This window comes from Nostoc sp. C110, from assembly GCF_043099725.1.
Classification (GTDB): Bacteria; Cyanobacteriota; Cyanobacteriia; order Cyanobacteriales; family Nostocaceae; genus Nostoc; species Nostoc muscorum_A.
On the sequence record NZ_CP171148.1, the window covers coordinates 5543496 to 5562925 of the forward strand.

A 19430-nucleotide genomic window follows, 5' to 3' on the forward strand; every position below is an offset into this window, starting at 1 on the left:
TTTAGGTTGCCCAACGCTTATCAGATATTAAAGAACTATGACGTGGTACAAAAATGAAAACCGCAGAAATATCTACACCTGTTGACAACCTCTTGAATTTACAAACTATCCATCCTCTTTTATAGATTTGATTTTTAATTTCTTCTTTTAATGATGTTAAAAAATTATTCATAACTTTAGATAATGACTAGGGTTTTTACGAGCATCTGTCACGCATTAAAATTGTAAGATGATCGCTATGAAGCCATTGCTGTTAGGGACTCAGCCCAAAAATTAAAATGCCGATTAGCTTATTTTGTTCAAAGCTAGTTTAGCTAGTGCAGCGACATCAAGAACAGAAGGAGATGTTTCTGAGGCTAGGATTAGTTTTTGTCTGACTAAAGATATATCATATTCTGAGTCCTTGCCACATAAATAAGAAGAATACTCGTTTATTGCATCGAATCTAATCACATTGCCTTTTTGCCATGTGTATCCTCTACAACCTACTTCAGTGGTTAGGACAGGTATTTGCCACTCCAGCGCATCGGCTAGCTTAGTGCTACAGCCGCGAGACCATATAAATAAAGGATGAATGAACCATGTCCAAGTTGATGCTTCATTTTTAAGGTCTTCGTTATCAAGGCGACCTAGATATTTAACGAAATGAAACCGCTCTTCTAAATATCTGCCAAGTTCTTTTGAACTACTGACTATTCTGATAGTTCCTTCAAAATCTTTCCTAGTTTGCAAGTTAGTCAAGATACTTAGCAGTCCTTCATAGTTTGGTTGATGATCTAATGTGCCAACAAACCCTGCACGACCAGCAATCGGTTTCCAGTCTAGAGGCTTTGGTGAAATAATGCGAGGCAGCCAACTTACGGACTTTGCGCCTAGCCAACGCTCAAATGCGACTTCTTGCTCACTTAATGTAAATACATGATCTATATGTTGCCTAAGTTGCATCTCATCAAGAATTGTATTAGCTAGGTGCGATCGCTTCCTTGAAGATATTGAAGTCTGATTCTGCGCTGCCAGAAAATCATCGACAAATTGCGCCCCATGAGATAACAAGACAATCTTGACATCTGGTACGGCACTTTTTAAGTATGGTGCAATACATAACGCATCCACTTGATTGAGAAATACGTAAGGAATATGTTTTGATTGAACTTGTGCAATTAAGGCATCAATAAAAGACTGCGGAATGCGATTATAAAAGCTCGATGGTTTAAGTTTGCGGAAAATTCTCGCCTGCCATCGGCGATCTATTTCATACGCTAAAACTTCTAAGCTCCATCCTGCCGCTTCAATAACTTCTTGATATTCCTTTGTGCAGCGCTGCACTCCACCAAAAGCACTATTAACATAGACGGAAAAAGTTACAAAAAGACCTTTCTTTGTTTTGTCTGACAAGTGATTTCCTCTTTTTTATAGCAATTAAAATTATAAAAATGACTACACTGGAGTTAATAAACTATTCAATAATTTATTTGATAGCGATATCGATAGTAAAATCTTTGCAAATTCATTGCAGCCTTCCAACCAAAAATATCTCTCAAGACTCTAAATAGTGAGCCACCGTCTGGCTTGAGATCACAACCGCCAAGTTCAGTAATTTTCTTCTCTGCATATTGCACTAACTCTGGTAAACGATGATAAGCAAGAAAAACAAAGTATTGCCAAGCGCAAGCAGTGGCATAACGTGTGCGATCGCTATTTTCAACGCTTAATAATCGTTCTGTACTGAGTCGAATGACTTCATATTGAGACCACAAGGCTTTTTCAGAGCGTTGTCCACTTAAGCTAGGGTTTCCTGAGCGATAGTACCATTTAGCTTCAGGGCAAAAAACTAAGCGCCTACTGGCAAGTACGGCTCTTGTAAAATATTCCATGTCATTATTCAGTGTTAGTTCCTCATGCCATAAGCCAGTCTTGTCAATAATTTCTCGTGGATATAGCCAAGAGCTTGGGGGCATTGTTCCGTGACCTGTCCAACATTCCACCAGCCAAGCGATGGGATCATCAAAGTCGCACCAGTCGTTGTTGGGTACAAATTTAGCGGTTGACAAATCATTTTGATAAAATCTTGCCCAGGGTGCGATCGCCAAAGTACCGCTAGGTTCTTCTAAAAGACGCTTAATTTGTACTTCAATTTTTTGTGGTTCTAAAATGTCATCAGCATCAAGGTATTGAATAAAGTCGCCCTTCGCTTCTGCCAAAGATCTATTTAAAGCAGCCGTTTGTCCTTTATTTTGACCTTGAGAAATCACTTTTACACCCTTTGATTCGTAGCTTTTAGCTATCGCCAAGCTGTCATCTTTAGAGCCATCATCAACTAATATTATTTCTAGATTTCGCCAAGTTTGATTTAGAGCTGAGTCTAAAGTTTCTCGCAGATATGGCTCGGCATTGTAAACAGGTATGAGTATTGAGACTAATGGACTTATTGACATTTTGATTGTTATTTGTAGCCAATTCTAAAGAGCGAAATGCTGATTCCTGACTGATTCTTGAGCATTACCTACTAAAACTATTAGATCGCCCGTAAAATCTTGCCCATCCACATGCAGCAACAAATTTAGAGTCTCTCAGACCCAGTGATTATTTGCTGGCGAAGCTGTGGCTTAAGGAATCTGATTAACCATTCTCTAAAGCGAATGGCAAAATAAGGATTAAAATTACATAATAGCCGGAATAAAGCACTTAAATTATTAGGAGTTTTACTGTGGAGGGAGAAAGCTAGATTCACACAGCTATCAGCAGTGTTCCAGTCTAAATAAGCAGCAGAAACTCCAGCAATTCCCCAAAGTTTTTGAGAAATTTCATCAGAGTATTCCCCTTTGAGAGATTCAGATACCTTCCGCATAACATGAAATTGTGCTTGGGCACATTTAATTTGGTTAGCAGAGGACATAGAATTAGCTCGATAGTAATTAATGATTGTAGTTTTCGGTTCAGCCGCGAATTTTAAACCTGCGATCGCCATCCGACAGTGAAATGCTACATCCTCATTGTAAAGTACTAATGGATCAGTGTCATAACCACCCGCTTGCAAGTATGCCGAACGACGATACAATCCACAAAAGGGATTAATTTGTTTTTGAATAGTGTATGCGATCGGATCTCGTCTCAATTCAGCATCATCAAACTTGTAAATGCCAAGCAACTCTCCAGTATCATCCCGTCGCCATTCATAATTGAATAGCACAACATCTGGCGGATTCTCTAACGTCATCCATTGATGAGCTTGTTCTACAAAATTAGGATATAAAGCATCATCGGCATCATGAAAATGAATCCACTCACAAGTTGTTTGCGCTGCTAAGACATTCTTACCATGAGAACAACCACGATTGATCTCACCTCTAATCACCTTTGCCCCAAACTCTGCGGCAATTTTTCCTGTTTGATCTGTACTGCAATCGTCGTACACCCATATTTCATCAAATTGGATTGTTTGAGCTAAAGCAGACTTAAGTAATCGAGGTAAGTAAGCTGTAGCATTGTATGCAGGAATACATAGTGCTAAAGAAGGATGACTCATGGCTAGCGTTTTACCAATTTTTTAAGACTGCGTTCTAGCAAATAGTTTGCTAACTCCCGTAAAGGTAGGTAATCTAAAAATGCTAAAGGTTTTTCTAAAGGTTTTTGAGGGGAAACAGCTTCAATTAACCAAGAGTTGGGGGAAATGGAATATCTGCCATGTTTAATCAGTTTCTCATAAACTTCTAGTCTTTGTTGAGCAATAAGTTTGGGATTAAGGAAAGTTTGTATAGTCTCTTGAGCAGCTTTGCCAATTTTTTCTTGCTTTCCTTGACTCCAACTCAGTAAGATATCCAACCTATTGGCTAAACTTTGGGCATCGCCTGCTGTGAACGTTAGCCCGTTTACTTCATCAGTAATCAAATCTGCTGCACCAGCACCCAGGGAACACAATACAGTCTGTCCTTGTGCCATTCCTTCTACACATGTGTAGTTAAATACGTCCCAAATAGACGGTACAATTATAAACTTTGCCATTGCTTGAAGTTGGCGAGTTTCTTCTGGTGAGAAAGTGCCGAGTGGCTGTGCCTTGTTTCCCCAAATATCGGGATAAGTCTGGGCAAGATAAGCAGCCATAGAAGTGTTGGAATCACGATAAGTTGTATCACGACCAATCCAATCTATTATGGGTGCTTTTTCTCCTAATAATCGCAAAGCTTCACAAACAATTGTTGTGCCTTTCCAATATTGAATCCTTCCTACTACTAAACCATGATCAGATTTTTTGAATGGTTGAATATTAGGTACAAGCGGCATAGCCGGAGGAATATAGCTAACATCTCTCCCAATTAGTTGTTTCCAGGCTTGAGCATTAGATTGACTGTAGGTCTGTAATTGGTCTGCAACTGAGAGTAAGTTTACTTCTAATAAGCGAACTAAATTGCCTTGCAGTTGGCTATCAACTTGGGGATCGTGAAAATCTATTTGACCAATACTGGCGTGAAGTTGCACAACAGTAGGCGGACTTTGTGGTGATATTATCCAGGGAGCAAACAGCATACCCCAATCTGTTGTTTCCACTAAGTCATAACCCTGACCTTTATTTACCTGTTCCCAAGCAGTCCAAGCTGCTGCTAAATGGCGTTGAAATTCTGGGATGGCTTGGTAACGGTTGAACTTGTATAAATTGGACGAGATTAAGTTGTCATTTAAAAACTCAACGTTAACACCATCTTTCTGATAACTTGGCAATTTGGATGTAAAGGCACTTCCTACTAAAACATCAACTTGATGACCCTGAGCAACAATCTCTGGCAATGTGTTGCTATAAAAAGTAGCAATACCACCCCCAGAATGGGGAGGATATTCAGGGATGATAAAAAGTAGCCTCATAAATTAATTTAACTTCCAGAAATAAACTAGTTGATTGATTGTTTTACTAACCCATTAATTTTGCTACTTACTGCAAGTTCTGATTCAAACTGAGACTGAATAAGTTCAGGATTGAACTCCCCTTGAGAAACTCTTTGACACTGGTTGGCCATCTTAGTCCATTTTTCTTTTTCTGTTAGCTCATAGAGAATTTCTAAAAGCATTTCTTCATCCATATTTGTCAGATAGCTATCCCACTTATGCCTGATTGCCCAATTTCCTAAAGCAGTATCTAACGGTGCAAGGATAATAGCTGGTAAACCTAGATGAGAAAACTCAACTAACTTGCTAGGAAAACAAGTAGCGGCCCAAGGGTGTTCAGCAAGATCAAGAGGATAAGGTACCAATATACAACTAGCTTTTTCCGCCAAAAAATTTATAACTTCTACATTAGTAGCGAATAGTTCTCGATGCTCTATATTTGGACAATTATTGATTAAATCTGGTATACCCGGACGATTTAGAGGAGTAACGAGTAGCAAAGTACCGTTAATTTTTTCAAGCAAGGAAGCAATTTTATAAAAACTAGATACTTGGCTGGGATAAATACTACCTGCATAAGCAACAACAGGAGAAGTTTTAAATTTATCTTTCCACTCCACGAATTTTTGTTGCCTTCCTTCAGGAATGGGAAGAAGAATACTGACTTTACTAGTATCCATAATATTATAGGTATTAGCAAGTTCTGATGATACTGTCCAAACTCTTGTAGCTTGATTAAGCACAGCCTGCCAATTCCGTTTAATCCAATGATACTCTAATTCAGATTTTGCCCAAAGCTCTTCTTGATCATGAACAATTACCGACAATGGAACTTGCCAAATTTTAGAGAGATAGGCAGCAAACACAGAATAAATATCATGAAGAACAGTAACAATTGCTGTTGGGCGTTCTCTTAAAAAAATCTTTTCACACTCCATCTGCCAACACAAAAATCTAGTTTCAAGTAATCTTGGTATTTGACGACGATAAGGAGGCCACCACCATCTACGCATTGGTATAGAAAGAAGCTGCCATGAATCAGGCATATTTGTATCAGCAAAAGATTCCTCTGGTGCAACGATAGATATTTGCCAACTGCTTGGCAGCCGCTTTAGATGACGATCAATAATAATAAGGCTACCAGGTCCTTGTTTTGGAGCGCTACCTAGTGAAACAAGAATGTGTTGATGCTGTTTCATAAATAAAATAATTGAGTAAATTTCACAGTCAATTATCTTGCTGTGGTGGGAATAATTGAATGTTTGTTGGGAATGTAAAAATTATACAAATATCGATGTGATAACTCACAAATACTACTAGCTTGTCTAGAATAAAATGTTATTATAAATCCTTTTGATAGGCGTTCCTTAATGTTTTTCATCTAAATCTAATGTGCATTAGAGCTAACCGATTCCTCCTCAAAAACTGCATAAAGATGTTGGACATTGCCTAGTAGAGATATGAATTGAGGTCATCTACTGTGCAATGTCCAGACTGTGAGTCTACGAAAATTCGTAAGAACGGAAACGCCCTCTTTTGCTTATGGCGATTGCAACACCTGTTGGTATAGCTCAATGTATCTTTTTGTTTGCAGTTCCAGGGTATACTCTTGAAGTGCGATCGCTCGACAATTTTCACTCATTTTGTGCCGTTGCTCTCTGTCTACTAGTAATTGGACAATACCATTACAAAAATCTTGTGTATCTTCTGGTTGAGCTAAATAACCAGTTATTCCTGGACGGACTAAATCAGGTACACCACCAACTTTGAAAGAAACCATTGGCGTACCACATGCCATACTCTCTTGCAGTACCAAAGGTAAATTATCCGCACGAGTGGGGAAGATAAACACATCAGCCGCAGAGTAGGCTATTGATTTCATGCGATCGCCACTTACATACCCCAGGTTTAAAGTTGGTATTCCCACTACTTCAAGAACTTTTTCGCCTCCACTACCCAAAGTTAGCAATAGTGTTTCCGCTTTTAACGCTTTAGGTAAAGTTTGGATCGCTTGTACAAGTAAATCTCCACCTTTACGAGAATCCTGTAAGCCATCTGCACAAAACATGATAACTTTTTTCTCGGCAGGAATACCTAAAATATTTTTACATTTGTCTTTATCTAAAGGTTGATAAGCATCAGTGTCAAGACCATACGGTATGTGATAAATTGAAAAACGGTTAAACATACTCTTTTTTGCCTGCTCAGTCAGCCATTGACTAGGAGTCACTATCGTGAGATTAGACTTACTGTAAACCCAGTCTTTCAGTTGCCATTCTAGACGAGTATTATCTCTTGCTATCTCTGGATAAGTTTCAGGGTAGGGACATTGACCACAACCTTGCTGCCAGCGATCGCAATCGTAACTATAGGCGCAATGTCCGGTAAAGCTCCACATATCATGGAGGGTAAAAATAGCAGGTTTACTTTTGGTTAATCCAGGAATACCTAAATAATTAAAATACCCTGTGTGCAGGTTGTGGAAATTAATAATATCAGCTTGTTCATAAAAATCATGCTTCCAGATGTCAAACGTGCTTAGTAAATGGAGGTAATTTAATCCTAAGCGCCTAGTCAAACGCAATAATTGGTTTTCTACACGATACTTATGACCTACGGCAGCAACAAGGTTACTATCAGTTTTAACTTTGCCAACTAACAGTTTTGAGTTAACACCTTGTTGCAATAAACCTTGATGAAGGCGATAGCCTGCGATCGCCGCACCGCCACCAATATCGGATTGATTAATATGCAGGACATTCATACATCTGATTGGATTATAGTTTTGATTCAAGTATTTCACGATAGATGCAGACTTAAATTATTCTTACTTATAATAATTAAGCCTTCATGTTAAGCGAGCAGAGGATATCTCTTGAACTCATACGCAACATATTGATTCATAGTATAAGTCTGACCATTATTGATGAGTAATTATTAAATTCGGAAATTTGTTAATAATTTGAATTCAAGCTTAAACAACAGCTTTTGTAACTTTGCTAGATGCGACGCGATCGCTGCTTGTTTTAACTTTTCCTACCAGCAAGTGCGAATTAATACCTTGAGCTAACAAACCTTGATGAAGTCGGTAGCCTGCGATCGCTGCTCCTCCTCCAATATCAGATTGATTAATGTGCAGTACATTCATGAAGTTTATTTAGTAATCTTCATTATTAGTGATTACGAACTTTACCTAATTCGCTGATATCAATTTTCTTAAGCGCCAGTAGAGCCAATTCGGTAGTAAGTATTGCATTTGACCCCGACCAAAGCCATATATTTTGATCGTATCGATCCATACGCACACTTTTTGAGCAAATGTTTTGGGAAATGGATGTCCTTGAATAAGCTCGTCAACATTAATTTTGTCTTGACCAGAAGCATAAGAAAGAATCTTAGGTAATAAGGCATCGAGTTCGCTAATCATTATTCGATCTGTAATTGCCTCTGAGGCTAAGGTTATCCGTGGGAGGGTGGTAGCCTGAAAGTACACATCTTCTAAAAAGCTTTGCCAGTTGCTTCCGGTGTGAGTTTCTACAATCTTTCTCTTGGTCTGTTCACCAATAGACAATCTAAATTTTTCATCTTCAACTAATTGAGACAAAACTGCTGTGTATTCCTCCACATCGCGCACACGAATGAGGTGTTGATCCAAACCTGGTGTATCAGCACCAAGTATGCCACATACATCAGAGTATGGATAGCGACTCACCAAAGGTACACCATAGCTTCCTGCTTCAAGTAGTGATGTATTAGAGACAATGGGGAAACTGTCAACATAGATGTCAGCAGCTTGGTAAAAAACTTCAGTATCTTCACGCTCCGGAAATATTTTAATTCTACCGTTACAATGCTGAATAGCTTTAGACCAATCTTCGCTTTGATTTGCACCAATAACTATTAGAATAGCTTGCTGATATTTCTCTAGTAATGGAATATGTGCATCAGCAAAGCTAATTCCATCAATTGTTTTGTACTTAGGCGATCTAGCGATCGATAGTAATAAAACACTGTTTTCGTCAATGCCAAGTTTCCGCTTTGCCTCTATACGAGTGAGGGTTCTACGATTAAGATTTAAAATAATTGGAAGCAGCTTGTTACGCTCTGGTGCTATGCCTCTGCGCTCTTGCGATAAACGCATACCTGAAAAACGGAGATTCGCAACTACATCACTAATACTCGCTCCTAACCACATACCGTGATCGGCATGATTGACAAAAATAATCGGTGGAGATTGCTCTTTATTTGAAAATGCAATTATGGGAATAACATCACCAGGCATTATATGCAGTACAACAATATCGGCCGAGAATGCTATTTGGTGTAGTCGATTTGCCCAAGAGATCGCATCACCAATTGTTTCATTCAGTGAATATATCTTACCGTGACTCTTGAGTACCGCGTCTTTCATAATTTTGGGCACCAAGACCGATGGTTGCTGCGTCAAGACAAGAGAGTGTGAACGCTGGTCATCTTGCTGTATCCAGCGCCAAATCATTCTGGAATGTCCACCAATACTATATATACTAGTGGCAACATGCAAAATATTATTGACTTTTCCAGGCAGTGAGATTCTATTTCTAGAATAAAAGCCTGTTTGTATTGTTTTTTGTCCAAGCGCGAGAAAAAGCTGCTCTAGTTCTGGACTACAAAAAAGACCACAATGTTGCAAAAATGCATATAAAGCTGCACTTTGCCCATATACAACTGCCTCATTATACTTACCACGCTCCACAAAGTTTTTTGTTTTATCAAGAAGGCTACGAAACACCTCAAAGTTATTTTGAATAAGGTGGCTGCCTTCTTCCCGCCAAAGACTAAGTGTATCGTTAGCTATTTTTTCCATAAAGCGACATATTTATTTTTACTTTGCTAAATTCTGCTGTCTTTTAGTAAGCCCTAAGCTTAATCAGACAAGCAGTTTTCAAAACCTCAAACACGTTTTCTTGTTCCTGCTCTGTCATCTGATGGAAGAATGGCAAAATCATGGTACGGTCCTATGCTTATTCACTTTCAGCTAAGCGATCGCACATACTACGAGTATCAATAATTAGCATATTCTCTGAGTATTTTATTCTTTTAATAAGAAAAAGCAATACCCAAAGCGATCGCACGACGGTTTTGATTCGGGCGATCGCATCTTTGTAGTACTAAGCAGAGAACGTAATTTTCTCGGCTGCCAAGTTTGTCACTGGCTCCATGTTGCCAGTTTTCACGTCCACCTTAAACAGAACATTGTTTTTTCTACTACTGTCAGTAGCCAGCGCGTACAATTGACCTGAAAAAAAGGCCAAGTCTTTAACATCGTTTACGAGAGGGACTCCTTTAAATTTCAGTGGGGTCAGTCTCTTAATTTTGACATTGCCAGTAAGTATGGCTTTCTCCTCCAAGTTAATCGAGATTAAAACGGGGATACCTTCTGAGCCAGTCTCAGTTGCGTAAATATTTCCCTGACCTAGGCATAGGTTAGCGAATCGATGGTTGGGCGGCAGTGGAGGTAAGCCCAGCTTATCGCTAGAAAGAATTCTACCAGTTGTGAAATCGAGCGTTCTCAGGGAGAAAGGCGGGACACCCCCAGTTCCTACTAGGCACAGAAATTGATTATTGGGAAGACTTAGGAAACTTTCAACCGTTTGATTGGAAGTCTTGAAATCTAGTACTCTTTTAGATTTGAATCCATTGCCAACAGAATAAATGATAAAGTTGAAGTTACCATTTTTCGTGTTGGAGACTGTAGAAATTACAAGAGTCTTATCTGCAAGTAATATCGCTTTCGTAATCCGGTCAGATTCAGGTAAAAAGAAGGCCTGAGGTTTTTTTGGTACAGGCAATAGATTGTCAACCGACAGAATTGGCACAGGAACTTGAGAAAGAACCTTCAGACCTTCTACCACAATAGCAGAGATAAGATTTACTATCGGCAACTGGGCAGTGATCACCTCCACTGAAGGACTTTGGTCTTCTCGGTTTCGAGTTTTGGATGTATTAGGGAACTTTATTCCATAAAGAGTCGGGCTGCTTGAGCTCTGAGCAACCGCCTTACTATAGATGTCGGCAACAACAGTGGAAGTCAAACCGGCGGCTACTAATTTGCCAAATTGTCGACGTTGTAGTGGTGTCATTCTTTTACTCCTTGTGGGATGCTTTAAGGAACAATGAGGTTTGCATTTGGTGTCAGGGGTCTAGCTCCCATATCTGCTAAGACGTTGACAGTTATTTGCTTGGCACGAATATCTTCCCGAGCTGGGCTAACACCATCACTGTCTAACCCCCATGCCCACTGATTGGTACCGGAGGCAAAGACTTTAGCCCCACTACTGGCGGTGTAGCGTGTTGTGTGAGCTTTTGTAAAATCCTGGTTTGGAGGGAGGGTTTCTTCTCCAGGTGGTTCGTCGAAGGTTGGCAATACACTAGCAGGTGTGACTACCGACTCAGACAACGTTACAAGACCGGGAGGAGTCGACCCATTATTAACGATAAAATCCCATTCATAGCCCATTAACAAATTCAGCTGATCTCCATTCTGGAGTCCCGTATTTGCATAATAAAAATCGCTGCTGTTGGTGACAACAAAATTAAAACCGCCGTAAAGATTTGTGGTGTCGCTACCGTACATTACTCCTAACAAGGCGTTTTCTGGCCGCTGGTTCTGAAAGCTGCGGAATTTATTAGTGGCTGCTAATGGTCCCTGTTGCTGGGCGACTGAATCCAATGACCAGTCTTGTTTGTAGCATGCCATCACCCGGTTGGGCTTCACTTGCCCAGCAGCGAGAGTAGAATTTTCAAACCTCACTCGCCAATAGCAAGTATTGGAAGAGAAAAATCCCAAATTAATTCCAGCATTTCGAGCAGCCTCGACGGCATCCCGCATTTCTTTAGACCAGTATTCATCGTGACCTACAGACAGAAATACTTTGTGATCGAGCAATCTTTGTCCGTTGGTGTGAACCTGCATATTGTCGGTGTAGGTCACATCGTAACCTTGAGATTCCAGCCAGCGCACCATATTGTATTCCCATCGCAGAGGTGTATCGAACTCGTAGGACTCTTGAGAAGTTGCCTGTGACATTGGCCGGTCATAGGAAACCTTGTAAGCTCTTTGTCCACCAACACTGTTAAAGCTGTACAAGCTGTAACCCCCGGTGGTGCCATAGGCTAGGACACAAGAAATGGCACTTTGGAACAAAATATCAGCAGTACTGCTATCATCGCGGACGACAAACCACACGTGCGCTATTTTGCTGCTTGCTTGGTCAGTCAGCTTGGCAATGTAAATACCACTAGTCCAGTTAGTATTTGCCTGTAAGACGTAGGAAGTTGTCCAGTTACACTCGATCAGCCCGGTATTGGGGTCTCTGGTACAGGCGGGTTGGGTCGTGCCATTGAGCGGGCCGCTGCTTGCCATCAATCTTCCTCCCGTGCCGCCATAGTAGCCCAAACGGTACACGTCGATGGTAAAGTTTCCGGCTTGTCCAAGAGAAACCTTAATGTCCAGAGATTCCCCTTTATCGATACTAGTCGCCGAGGCATAACCAGCAATTTCACCACTACCCCGGTTGTCAAGCTTCCAGTTAGTCGTGCCAGGATTTAGGTTTTCTTTATAGATGGCATTTTGCTTTTCCACAGGTATGGTTGCTGAAGCAAAGAAGTCTATACTGCCGATGCCTACTGCTGTCGCTGTTACTACCACTCCTCCAGAACCAGTGGGTACCGATCCCAATGTCAAGGTCGTACTTGCTTGACCGCTAGCATTAGTTATTGCAGTAGTGGGCGACACCGACCCACCGCCATTGGTAACAGTAAAGTTCACCGTTACCCCTGACTGAGGGTTATTTTGAGCGTTTACAACTTTCACAACTAGGGGATTGGGCAGAGTGGCGCCTGTCACGCCACTCTGATTGTCTCCACTGACTTTAATTAAGTTACTGCCGACGACAAAGGCAATGTCACGATAGTAGTTACTATTCCGGTAAGAACTGGTTGGGAAAGAATTCGGGTTCGTGTTATACACCCCATTGTTGCCGTCTGCTACTGTGCTAAGGTCGCCATTAACTATGGAGCTGGCTAGTTGATCATAAGTAGCCACGTAATAGGCGTTTGCGTTGACAGATACTACATAAGTCGTATTAGCTTGAATGTTTACTGGGGTTTCTAGAAGCTGCTCCTGCCACCCAGAAGCCGTCTCGTTAGCAAAAGTGACGCTTTCCAAGAGGGTTCCCGTTGCTGTCCAAATCTTGCCAATATGAGTTCCTGTTTCGCTAGCGGCTTTCCAGAAGCGAATAGCGGAAATCTTTCCCCCCTTAGCGCTACGGAATTTCATGCCTAATTCGTAGGGAGCGTTATCAGTAGCATTTGGAATGCTTGGTACTTGAGTTGTCAGGATAGTTTGGCTGTTCCCCGAAGGACTGGCACTAGCTGAAAAAGTAACGCTACCTACGCTGCTGGCCGTGGCACTCACGGTATTAGTTACAGGACTTGTCGCCCCAGGATTAGCTCCAAGCGTTAAAGTGGTACTAACTTGTCCGCTGGCATCAGTGACTGCACTAGCGGGCGAGACTGACCCTCCGCCACTAGTAACGGCAAAGTTCACAGTTACCCCTGATTGAGCATTGCCAGCACCGTTTTTGACCTGAACAACTAAGGGGTTGGTCAAAGCAGTTCCGGCTGCACCAGTCTGATTGTCGCCACTGATTTTTGTAATCGTCGGTAGTGAAACAACTACAAAGTCTATGTCACGAAAATAGTTAGTATTCCGGTAAGAACCGGTTGGGAATCCTCCTGGAGTACTATTAAACACTCCATTACTACCGTCTGCTACTGAGCTAAGATTTCCATTGACGATGGGACTGCCCAGTTCATCATAAGTAGCCACGTAATAGGCGTTTACGTTGACAGAGACTACATAAGTTGTATTAGCTTGAATGTTAAGTGGTGTGGCCAAAGCCTGATTTTGCCAGCCAGAAGCGGTCTCGTTAGAAAAAGTGACGCTTGCTAAGAGCGTTCCCGTTGCCGTCCAGATATTGCCAATATGAGTTCCTGTTTCGCTAGGCGCTTTCCAGAAACGAATGGCGTTAATTTGTCCGCCTGTATTGCTGCGGAATTTCATTCCTAATTCGTAAACGCTATCACTGAAATTTGGAATGCTTGGAACTTGATTGGTAAAAAGGATAGTCATAGCTATCTCCTATGAAGTTTAATGATTACCGATGGTAAAAAGGTTGCCACAAGAAGTTCTCATACCAATTTGAAAAAGGAATGTCACAGATTGCTAGAGGCACAGCAATGTTCTCTACGAAGAATGAATGTGTCGCAAAAATTATTCAAATTGGTATCAGTTTCTTGTGTAAAGTGGAAAAACTGCTGGAAGCAGTTTCCACAAAACAATTTTTAGGATTTTTCTTTAAATCTGACAAGCCATTTTCAAAACTTTCACCACATAATCCTGTTCTTCTTGAGTCATCTGATGAAACAGGGGTAGTAGGACAGTATGATCTTGTGCTTGCTCACTTTCAGAAAGGCGATCGCAATTTCCAACTCCACACTTACAAGCTTTTGGCTCAACTCCACATGACCAAGCTTCACTTTGATAAGCACTTTCACGGTGAGCGCACATAATTCCGCGTCGCGTGGAAATGCCAGCATCTAGCATTGCCTGCATGACTTTTACCTGGTCATATTTCTCTGTTAGCCGGACACAAAAACTCTGCCAGTTACTCTTTGCCCAATTTGGCTGAGTCGGTAACTTTAATCCCGGCACATCTGCTAGCTTTTCCTGATATTGCTGCGCCAAATAACGCCGACGTTCCACTATCTCTGGAAGCCGTTTGAGTTGCTCTCGCCCGACTGCTGCCTGAATATCAGTCATGCGATAGTTGTAACCCAGCATTGGGTATGACTCAAATATTACCTGTTTGGCACTGTGGCGTACAGTATCGGGGACGCTCATTCCATGTTGTCGCCAGAGGCGAAACTGTTTGTCATATTCGGGCTTATTTGTAGTCAGCATCCCACCGTCACCAGTGGTGATTACTTTGCGGGGGTGAAAAGAAAAGCAAGCTATATCTCCATGCGGCTTGCCAATTTTTTCCCATTGTTCATCCCACAGGATTTCACTACCGATCGCACAAGCTGCATCTTCAATAACTGGTAAATCGTAGCGGTGAGCAATATCTAGGATGGCTTTGAGGTCGCAAGGCATACCGATCTGGTGGACTATCAGGATAGCGCGAGTGTGCTTGTTAATCACATCCTCAATTAACATCGGGTTGATGTTGTATGTCTGTGGTTCAATATCCACAAACACTGGTATTGCACCGCAGTAGCGAATACTGTTGGCAGTGGCAATATAGGAATGGCTGACAGTAATTACTTCATCCCCAGGTTGCACACCGACAGCTAACAGCGCTAGGTGTAATGCTGTAGTGCAATTTGAGACAGCACAAGCATGGATTGCTCCTACGTAAGCGGCAAACTCTTGCTCAAATGCAGCGACTTCTGGCCCTTGGGTTACCCAACCGGACATGATCGCACGCTTCGCTGCTTCAGCTTCGGGTTCACCCATTAAGGGTTTGGCAATCGGGATAAAAGATTGAACTTCAGACACCCTGTTTACTCCTCCCTACATCCCAGTTACGTACAATTTCATTTTCTAGTAGGACTTCTGGAGATTTTCCCAGACTCAAATACCAATTTCTCAGTTTGACTAAACCTTCGTGCAGTGATACTTGAGGCTTGAATCCCAACAGTTTGTCTGCTTTTATCGTTTCAGCATATAGACGCAATACATCACCAGGACGAGATTCATCATGAATCACAGCCGTGTCTCCTCGCTCTACTATTGATGCTATTTCCTTAGCCAAATCATTAATTGGAATTTCAAAGCCACTGCCCAAATTGATTGTTTGACCTATGGCAGAGTCTGTAAATCCTGCCATGATAATGGCCCTAGCCGTATCGCTCACATAAGTGAAGTCTCTAGTCTGGCTACCATCACCAAAAATTACCATTGGCTTACCAGCCATGCTACGCAGTAGGAACTTGGGTATAACTTCTCCACTATCTCCTTCATGGTGACACCGCGGGCCATAGGAGTTAAAAGGACGTACTACAACAGTCGGGTAGCTATATGTTTCGTAGAACGCTCTAGTATAACATTCTCCAGCCAACTTAGCAGCACCATAGACAGTCATGGGAAAGGTTGGGTGTTCTTCTGTCATTGGTACCCAATGGGCAGTACCATAAACTTCTGAACTTGAGACATATACAAACCGATTTACTCCTGCTGCTTTGGCTGCGCTCAATAGCTGGAGAGTTGCTGTGGCATTAACCTCATGATTCTCTTGTGGCGAGTGGATGGAATGGCGGACACCTAAGCACGCTAGATGAAATACGATATCTACACCCAACATTAACTTAGCCATGCGATCGCTATCTCGAATGTCGGCCACAACTAGTTCAAATTGATCGGTAGGCAGATTTTCTAGGTTTTGGCGTTGTCCATTAACCAAATTATCAACAACAATCACCTGCTTTGCTCTTTGAGCTATGAGCTGATGTACTAGTTCAGAGCCGATGAAACCGGCTCCACCTGTGATTAAAATTCGCTTATTTTGCATATTATTTACTCTCTAATGGTTCATATCCTTCCCGCCAGCGTAAAAACTTAGCAGGGACACCAGCAACGATCGCATAAGGTGGTACATCCTTAGTGACAACTGCACCAGCACCAACAATGCTGCCTCGGCCAATTGTTACCCCAGGTAGGATCACCGCATTCATGCCAATATCGGCTCCGGTTTCTACTTTTACTGATTTAATTTCTAAGTCTGTTTGGATGATGGGAACATCAATTGGCAATCCAGTGTGTGATGAACCCAGTACTTTTGCACCTGGGCCCCATCCCACATAATCTTCAATAATTAAATTACGGGCATCAAAGTAGCTCTGTGGGCCAATCCAAACGTGGTTTCCAATGATGCAAGTACCATCGAACCTTCCCTGAATATAGCTTTGTGAACCTATAAATACTTGGTTCCCAATCTCGAAGGTTTCAAGATGCTTAAAACCTACACTATTGCCAATACGAATGTTATGTCCAAATTTACGTGCTACTGCTCGCCAAATAGCTCGCCGCATCAACCCGTCAAAGTCGCCATCACTTGTAGCAAAGCGTGCGTATAATTCGATTAATGGTTTTTGTTCATATTGAGTATTTAAATATGCTGCTAGTTGAATTTCAAAATCAGGGTCTAGCTTTTCTGCTTGCAAGCCGTGGATAGCTGTGACTATCTTAATTTTACCTTGATCGGACATCAAATTCCTTGGTTATGTTAAGCTAATTACTGCTTTGGCAACCTGAGTTTGTGACTCTGTGCTAAGTTCTGCATACATAGGCAGCGATAAAACTTCCCTAGATGCTGCTTCTGAGTGGGGAAAATCACCTGGCTTGTACCCTAAGTCTGTATAAGCTGGTTGCAGATGAACAGGAATTGGGTAATGGATACCTGTTTGAATTTCCTGCTCTTGCAAACTTTGTTGTAGGGCATCTCGCTGAGGCGATCGCACGGCGTAAACATGGTAAACGTGACGGCTATAAGGCATCACAGCAGGTATACCTACACCAGATTCTGCCAAAAGTTTGTCATAGTGGGCTGCATGTGTTCTTCTTGCTTCTGTCCACTCTTCGATGTAGCGTAACTTGACCCGTAAAATGGCTCCCTGGATACCATCCATGCGATAGTTGTAACCTTTTAGGACATGGTGATACCTGCGTTCTTGACCCCAGTCGCGCAGCATTCCCATAGTATGGGCATATTCAGGATTATTGGTGACTGCCATACCTCCCTCACCGTAGGCTCCTAAATTCTTACCAGGGTAAAAGCTAAAACAGCCAATGTCACCGATACTACCTACCCGTTGCCCTTTGTACTCAGCGCCGTGAGCTTGAGCGGCATCTTCTATAACGACTAAACCATGACGGCGAGCAATGTCTAAAATTGGCTCCATGTCTGCTGGTTGCCCGTACAAATGCACAGGTAGGATAGCTTTTGTACGTTCAGTTATCGCTTTTTCAATTTGGGTGACATCTATTGTGTAGGAAACAGGATCAATATCTACGAAAACAGGTGTGGCTCCGGTATAACAAATTGCTGCTGTGGTCGCAACGAAGGTGAAAGGCACGGTAATTACTTCGTCACCAGCACCGATGCCAGCTGCTAGTAATGCTAGATGGAGAGCGCTAGTACCTGTATTGACAGCAATACCATAATCTGAATTGCAGTAACTGGCAAACTCTTCCTCAAAAGCTTTGACTTGATTGCCTAAGACGAATTGCGTACTTGCAAGTACTTTTAAAACAGCAGTATCAATTTCGTCTTTAATACTCAGGTATTGAGTTTTTAGGTCTACAAATGGAATCATGCTGCTACCTCTGCCACATTCAGTTCAATTAATCGGCCTTGCTGCTTGAGAGACTGGGTGGCGGCTTCAAGAATTCTGACTACCCGCAGTCCTGCTTCTCCATCAGTAATTGGGCGATCGCCTTTTTCAATACAATTCATGAAGTGCAATCCCTCTGTTTTCAATGCCTCTGTCATATCTAACTTGGGTGAGTACATATCCCCTGTGCGATAACCAATCATCATTTGGTACATGCTTTCGGAGTTGCCATTGACTGTAATACCCTTGTCGTAAATCTTGACTTTCTCACTGGGTTCTAAGTCATCGTAAACAATCATCCGTTGACTACCACCAATCAATGTGCGACGGATTTTTACTGGTGCTAACCAATTGACATTGATGTGAGCAATGAGATTTTTTTCAAAGAATAAGGTCAAGTAGGCGATATTTTCTGGTTCTCCAGGAACATGGCTGATGCCTGTAGCCGAGACAGCATAAGGTTTTGATGGCAGTAAGTAGCTCATAATTGAGAGGTCGTGGACTGCCAAATCCCAGATGACATTGACATCATGCTGAAAAAGTCCCAGGTTGACGCGTACAGAATCGTAGTAGTAAATATCACCCAAGGAATTAGTGGCGATCAAATCGTGCATCTTGCGGACAGCACCCGTGTACACAAAGGTGTGATCGACCATTAAGACTAGATTGCGTTTTTCTGCTTCTTCAATCAGCCGCATTGCTTGTTCGGAGGTAGTTGTCATTGGCTTCTCTACCAGCACATGTTTACCAGCCTGCAATGCGGCTAAAGCTAATTCAAAGTGAGTTGAAACTGGTGTGGCGATCGCTACAGCGTCGATTTTGGGATCTGTAAATATGTCTCGACAATCTTTAGTAACTTGAATTGTCGGATAACGAGCTTGTACCTTTGCTAGTAGTTGTGGGTTAAAATCACTGACTGTTCTAACCTGAACTCCTGGCATTTCTACAAAATTTCTTACCAGATTTGGACCCCAATAGCCATAGCCGATGACACCGATATTAATGATATTTGCCATTTTTTTTAACTAATCAAAATTTATTTTTTATGAGCTATCAACTACTGCCACTAAAAGGTGATCGTAGTTTCTGAATGAATTGCAAATTACTTTTATCTT

Annotated in this window: 17 protein-coding genes; 1 reads left to right on the forward strand and 16 read right to left on the reverse strand. The window is 41.8% G+C overall.

The features are described from left to right. Position 1 precedes the first annotated feature (1 nt). The 9 genes from ACFFRD_RS28770 to ACFFRD_RS28810 all read right to left on the reverse strand — a co-directional run bounded on the left by ACFFRD_RS28770 (position 2) and on the right by ACFFRD_RS28810 (position 9724). Complete coding sequence (locus ACFFRD_RS28770) at positions 2-172, reverse strand: hypothetical protein (RefSeq protein ID WP_392479059.1); 171 nt, start codon at positions 170-172, stop codon at positions 2-4. Positions 173-285: 113 nt separating this feature from the next. After that, positions 286-1395, reverse strand: coding sequence for a glycosyltransferase (locus tag ACFFRD_RS28775; protein ID WP_392479060.1), 1110 nt, complete (start codon positions 1393-1395; stop codon positions 286-288). A gap of 65 nt (positions 1396-1460) precedes the next feature. Beyond that, positions 1461-2435, reverse strand: a complete 975-nt coding sequence (locus ACFFRD_RS28780; protein ID WP_392479062.1) for a glycosyltransferase family 2 protein — start codon at positions 2433-2435, stop codon at positions 1461-1463. 125 nt (positions 2436-2560) lie between these two features. After that, a complete protein-coding gene (locus ACFFRD_RS28785; RefSeq protein WP_392479064.1) occupies positions 2561-3526 on the reverse strand; it encodes a glycosyltransferase family 2 protein in 966 nt (321 codons plus the stop codon). A gap of 2 nt (positions 3527-3528) precedes the next feature. Continuing rightward, positions 3529-4857 carry a glycosyltransferase family 4 protein gene (locus tag ACFFRD_RS28790; protein ID WP_392479065.1) on the reverse strand — a complete coding sequence of 443 codons (1329 nt, stop codon included), beginning with the start codon at positions 4855-4857 and terminating at the stop codon, positions 3529-3531. 26 nt (positions 4858-4883) lie between these two features. After that, positions 4884-6077, reverse strand: coding sequence for a glycosyltransferase family 4 protein (locus tag ACFFRD_RS28795; protein ID WP_163929011.1), 1194 nt, complete (start codon positions 6075-6077; stop codon positions 4884-4886). Between the two features lie 341 nt (positions 6078-6418). Continuing rightward, positions 6419-7642 (reverse strand): glycosyltransferase family 4 protein, encoded by a 1224-nt coding sequence (locus ACFFRD_RS28800; RefSeq protein ID WP_392479067.1) that lies wholly within the window; start codon positions 7640-7642, stop codon positions 6419-6421. 210 nt (positions 7643-7852) lie between these two features. Further along, the gene (locus ACFFRD_RS28805) at positions 7853-8026 is read right to left on the reverse strand and encodes a hypothetical protein (protein ID WP_392479068.1); all 174 of its coding nucleotides are present in this window, start codon (positions 8024-8026) and stop codon (positions 7853-7855) included. A 45-nt stretch (positions 8027-8071) separates the two neighbouring features. Further along, positions 8072-9724, reverse strand: coding sequence for a glycosyltransferase family 4 protein (locus ACFFRD_RS28810; RefSeq protein ID WP_392479069.1), 1653 nt, complete (start codon positions 9722-9724; stop codon positions 8072-8074). Between the two features lie 140 nt (positions 9725-9864). Between ACFFRD_RS28810 and ACFFRD_RS28815 the strand changes: the two genes are divergently transcribed. Continuing rightward, positions 9865-10026 carry a hypothetical protein gene (locus ACFFRD_RS28815; RefSeq protein ID WP_392479070.1) on the forward strand — a complete coding sequence of 54 codons (162 nt, stop codon included), beginning with the start codon at positions 9865-9867 and terminating at the stop codon, positions 10024-10026. A gap of 2 nt (positions 10027-10028) precedes the next feature. Here ACFFRD_RS28815 and ACFFRD_RS28820 read toward each other — a convergent pair whose 3' ends face one another. From ACFFRD_RS28820 to ACFFRD_RS28850, 7 genes are all read right to left on the reverse strand, one after another. Beyond that, the gene (locus ACFFRD_RS28820) at positions 10029-11000 is read right to left on the reverse strand and encodes a hypothetical protein (protein WP_392479072.1); all 972 of its coding nucleotides are present in this window, start codon (positions 10998-11000) and stop codon (positions 10029-10031) included. Between the two features lie 23 nt (positions 11001-11023). Beyond that, a complete protein-coding gene (locus ACFFRD_RS28825) occupies positions 11024-14053 on the reverse strand; it encodes a N,N-dimethylformamidase beta subunit family domain-containing protein (RefSeq protein WP_392479074.1) in 3030 nt (1009 codons plus the stop codon). A gap of 225 nt (positions 14054-14278) precedes the next feature. Then, positions 14279-15439 carry a DegT/DnrJ/EryC1/StrS family aminotransferase gene (locus tag ACFFRD_RS28830; protein WP_392483190.1) on the reverse strand — a complete coding sequence of 387 codons (1161 nt, stop codon included), beginning with the start codon at positions 15437-15439 and terminating at the stop codon, positions 14279-14281. Between the two features lie 34 nt (positions 15440-15473). Beyond that, positions 15474-16493, reverse strand: coding sequence for a GDP-mannose 4,6-dehydratase (locus ACFFRD_RS28835; protein ID WP_392479076.1), 1020 nt, complete (start codon positions 16491-16493; stop codon positions 15474-15476). 1 nt (position 16494) lies between these two features. Continuing rightward, positions 16495-17190, reverse strand: a complete 696-nt coding sequence (locus ACFFRD_RS28840) for an acyltransferase (protein ID WP_392479077.1) — start codon at positions 17188-17190, stop codon at positions 16495-16497. A gap of 12 nt (positions 17191-17202) precedes the next feature. After that, positions 17203-18297 carry a DegT/DnrJ/EryC1/StrS family aminotransferase gene (locus tag ACFFRD_RS28845; protein ID WP_392479078.1) on the reverse strand — a complete coding sequence of 365 codons (1095 nt, stop codon included), beginning with the start codon at positions 18295-18297 and terminating at the stop codon, positions 17203-17205. Beyond that, complete coding sequence (locus tag ACFFRD_RS28850) at positions 18294-19331, reverse strand: Gfo/Idh/MocA family protein (RefSeq protein ID WP_193945260.1); 1038 nt, start codon at positions 19329-19331, stop codon at positions 18294-18296. The genes ACFFRD_RS28845 and ACFFRD_RS28850 overlap by 4 nt, the downstream gene beginning before the upstream one ends. Between the last annotated feature and the right edge of the window lie 99 nt (positions 19332-19430).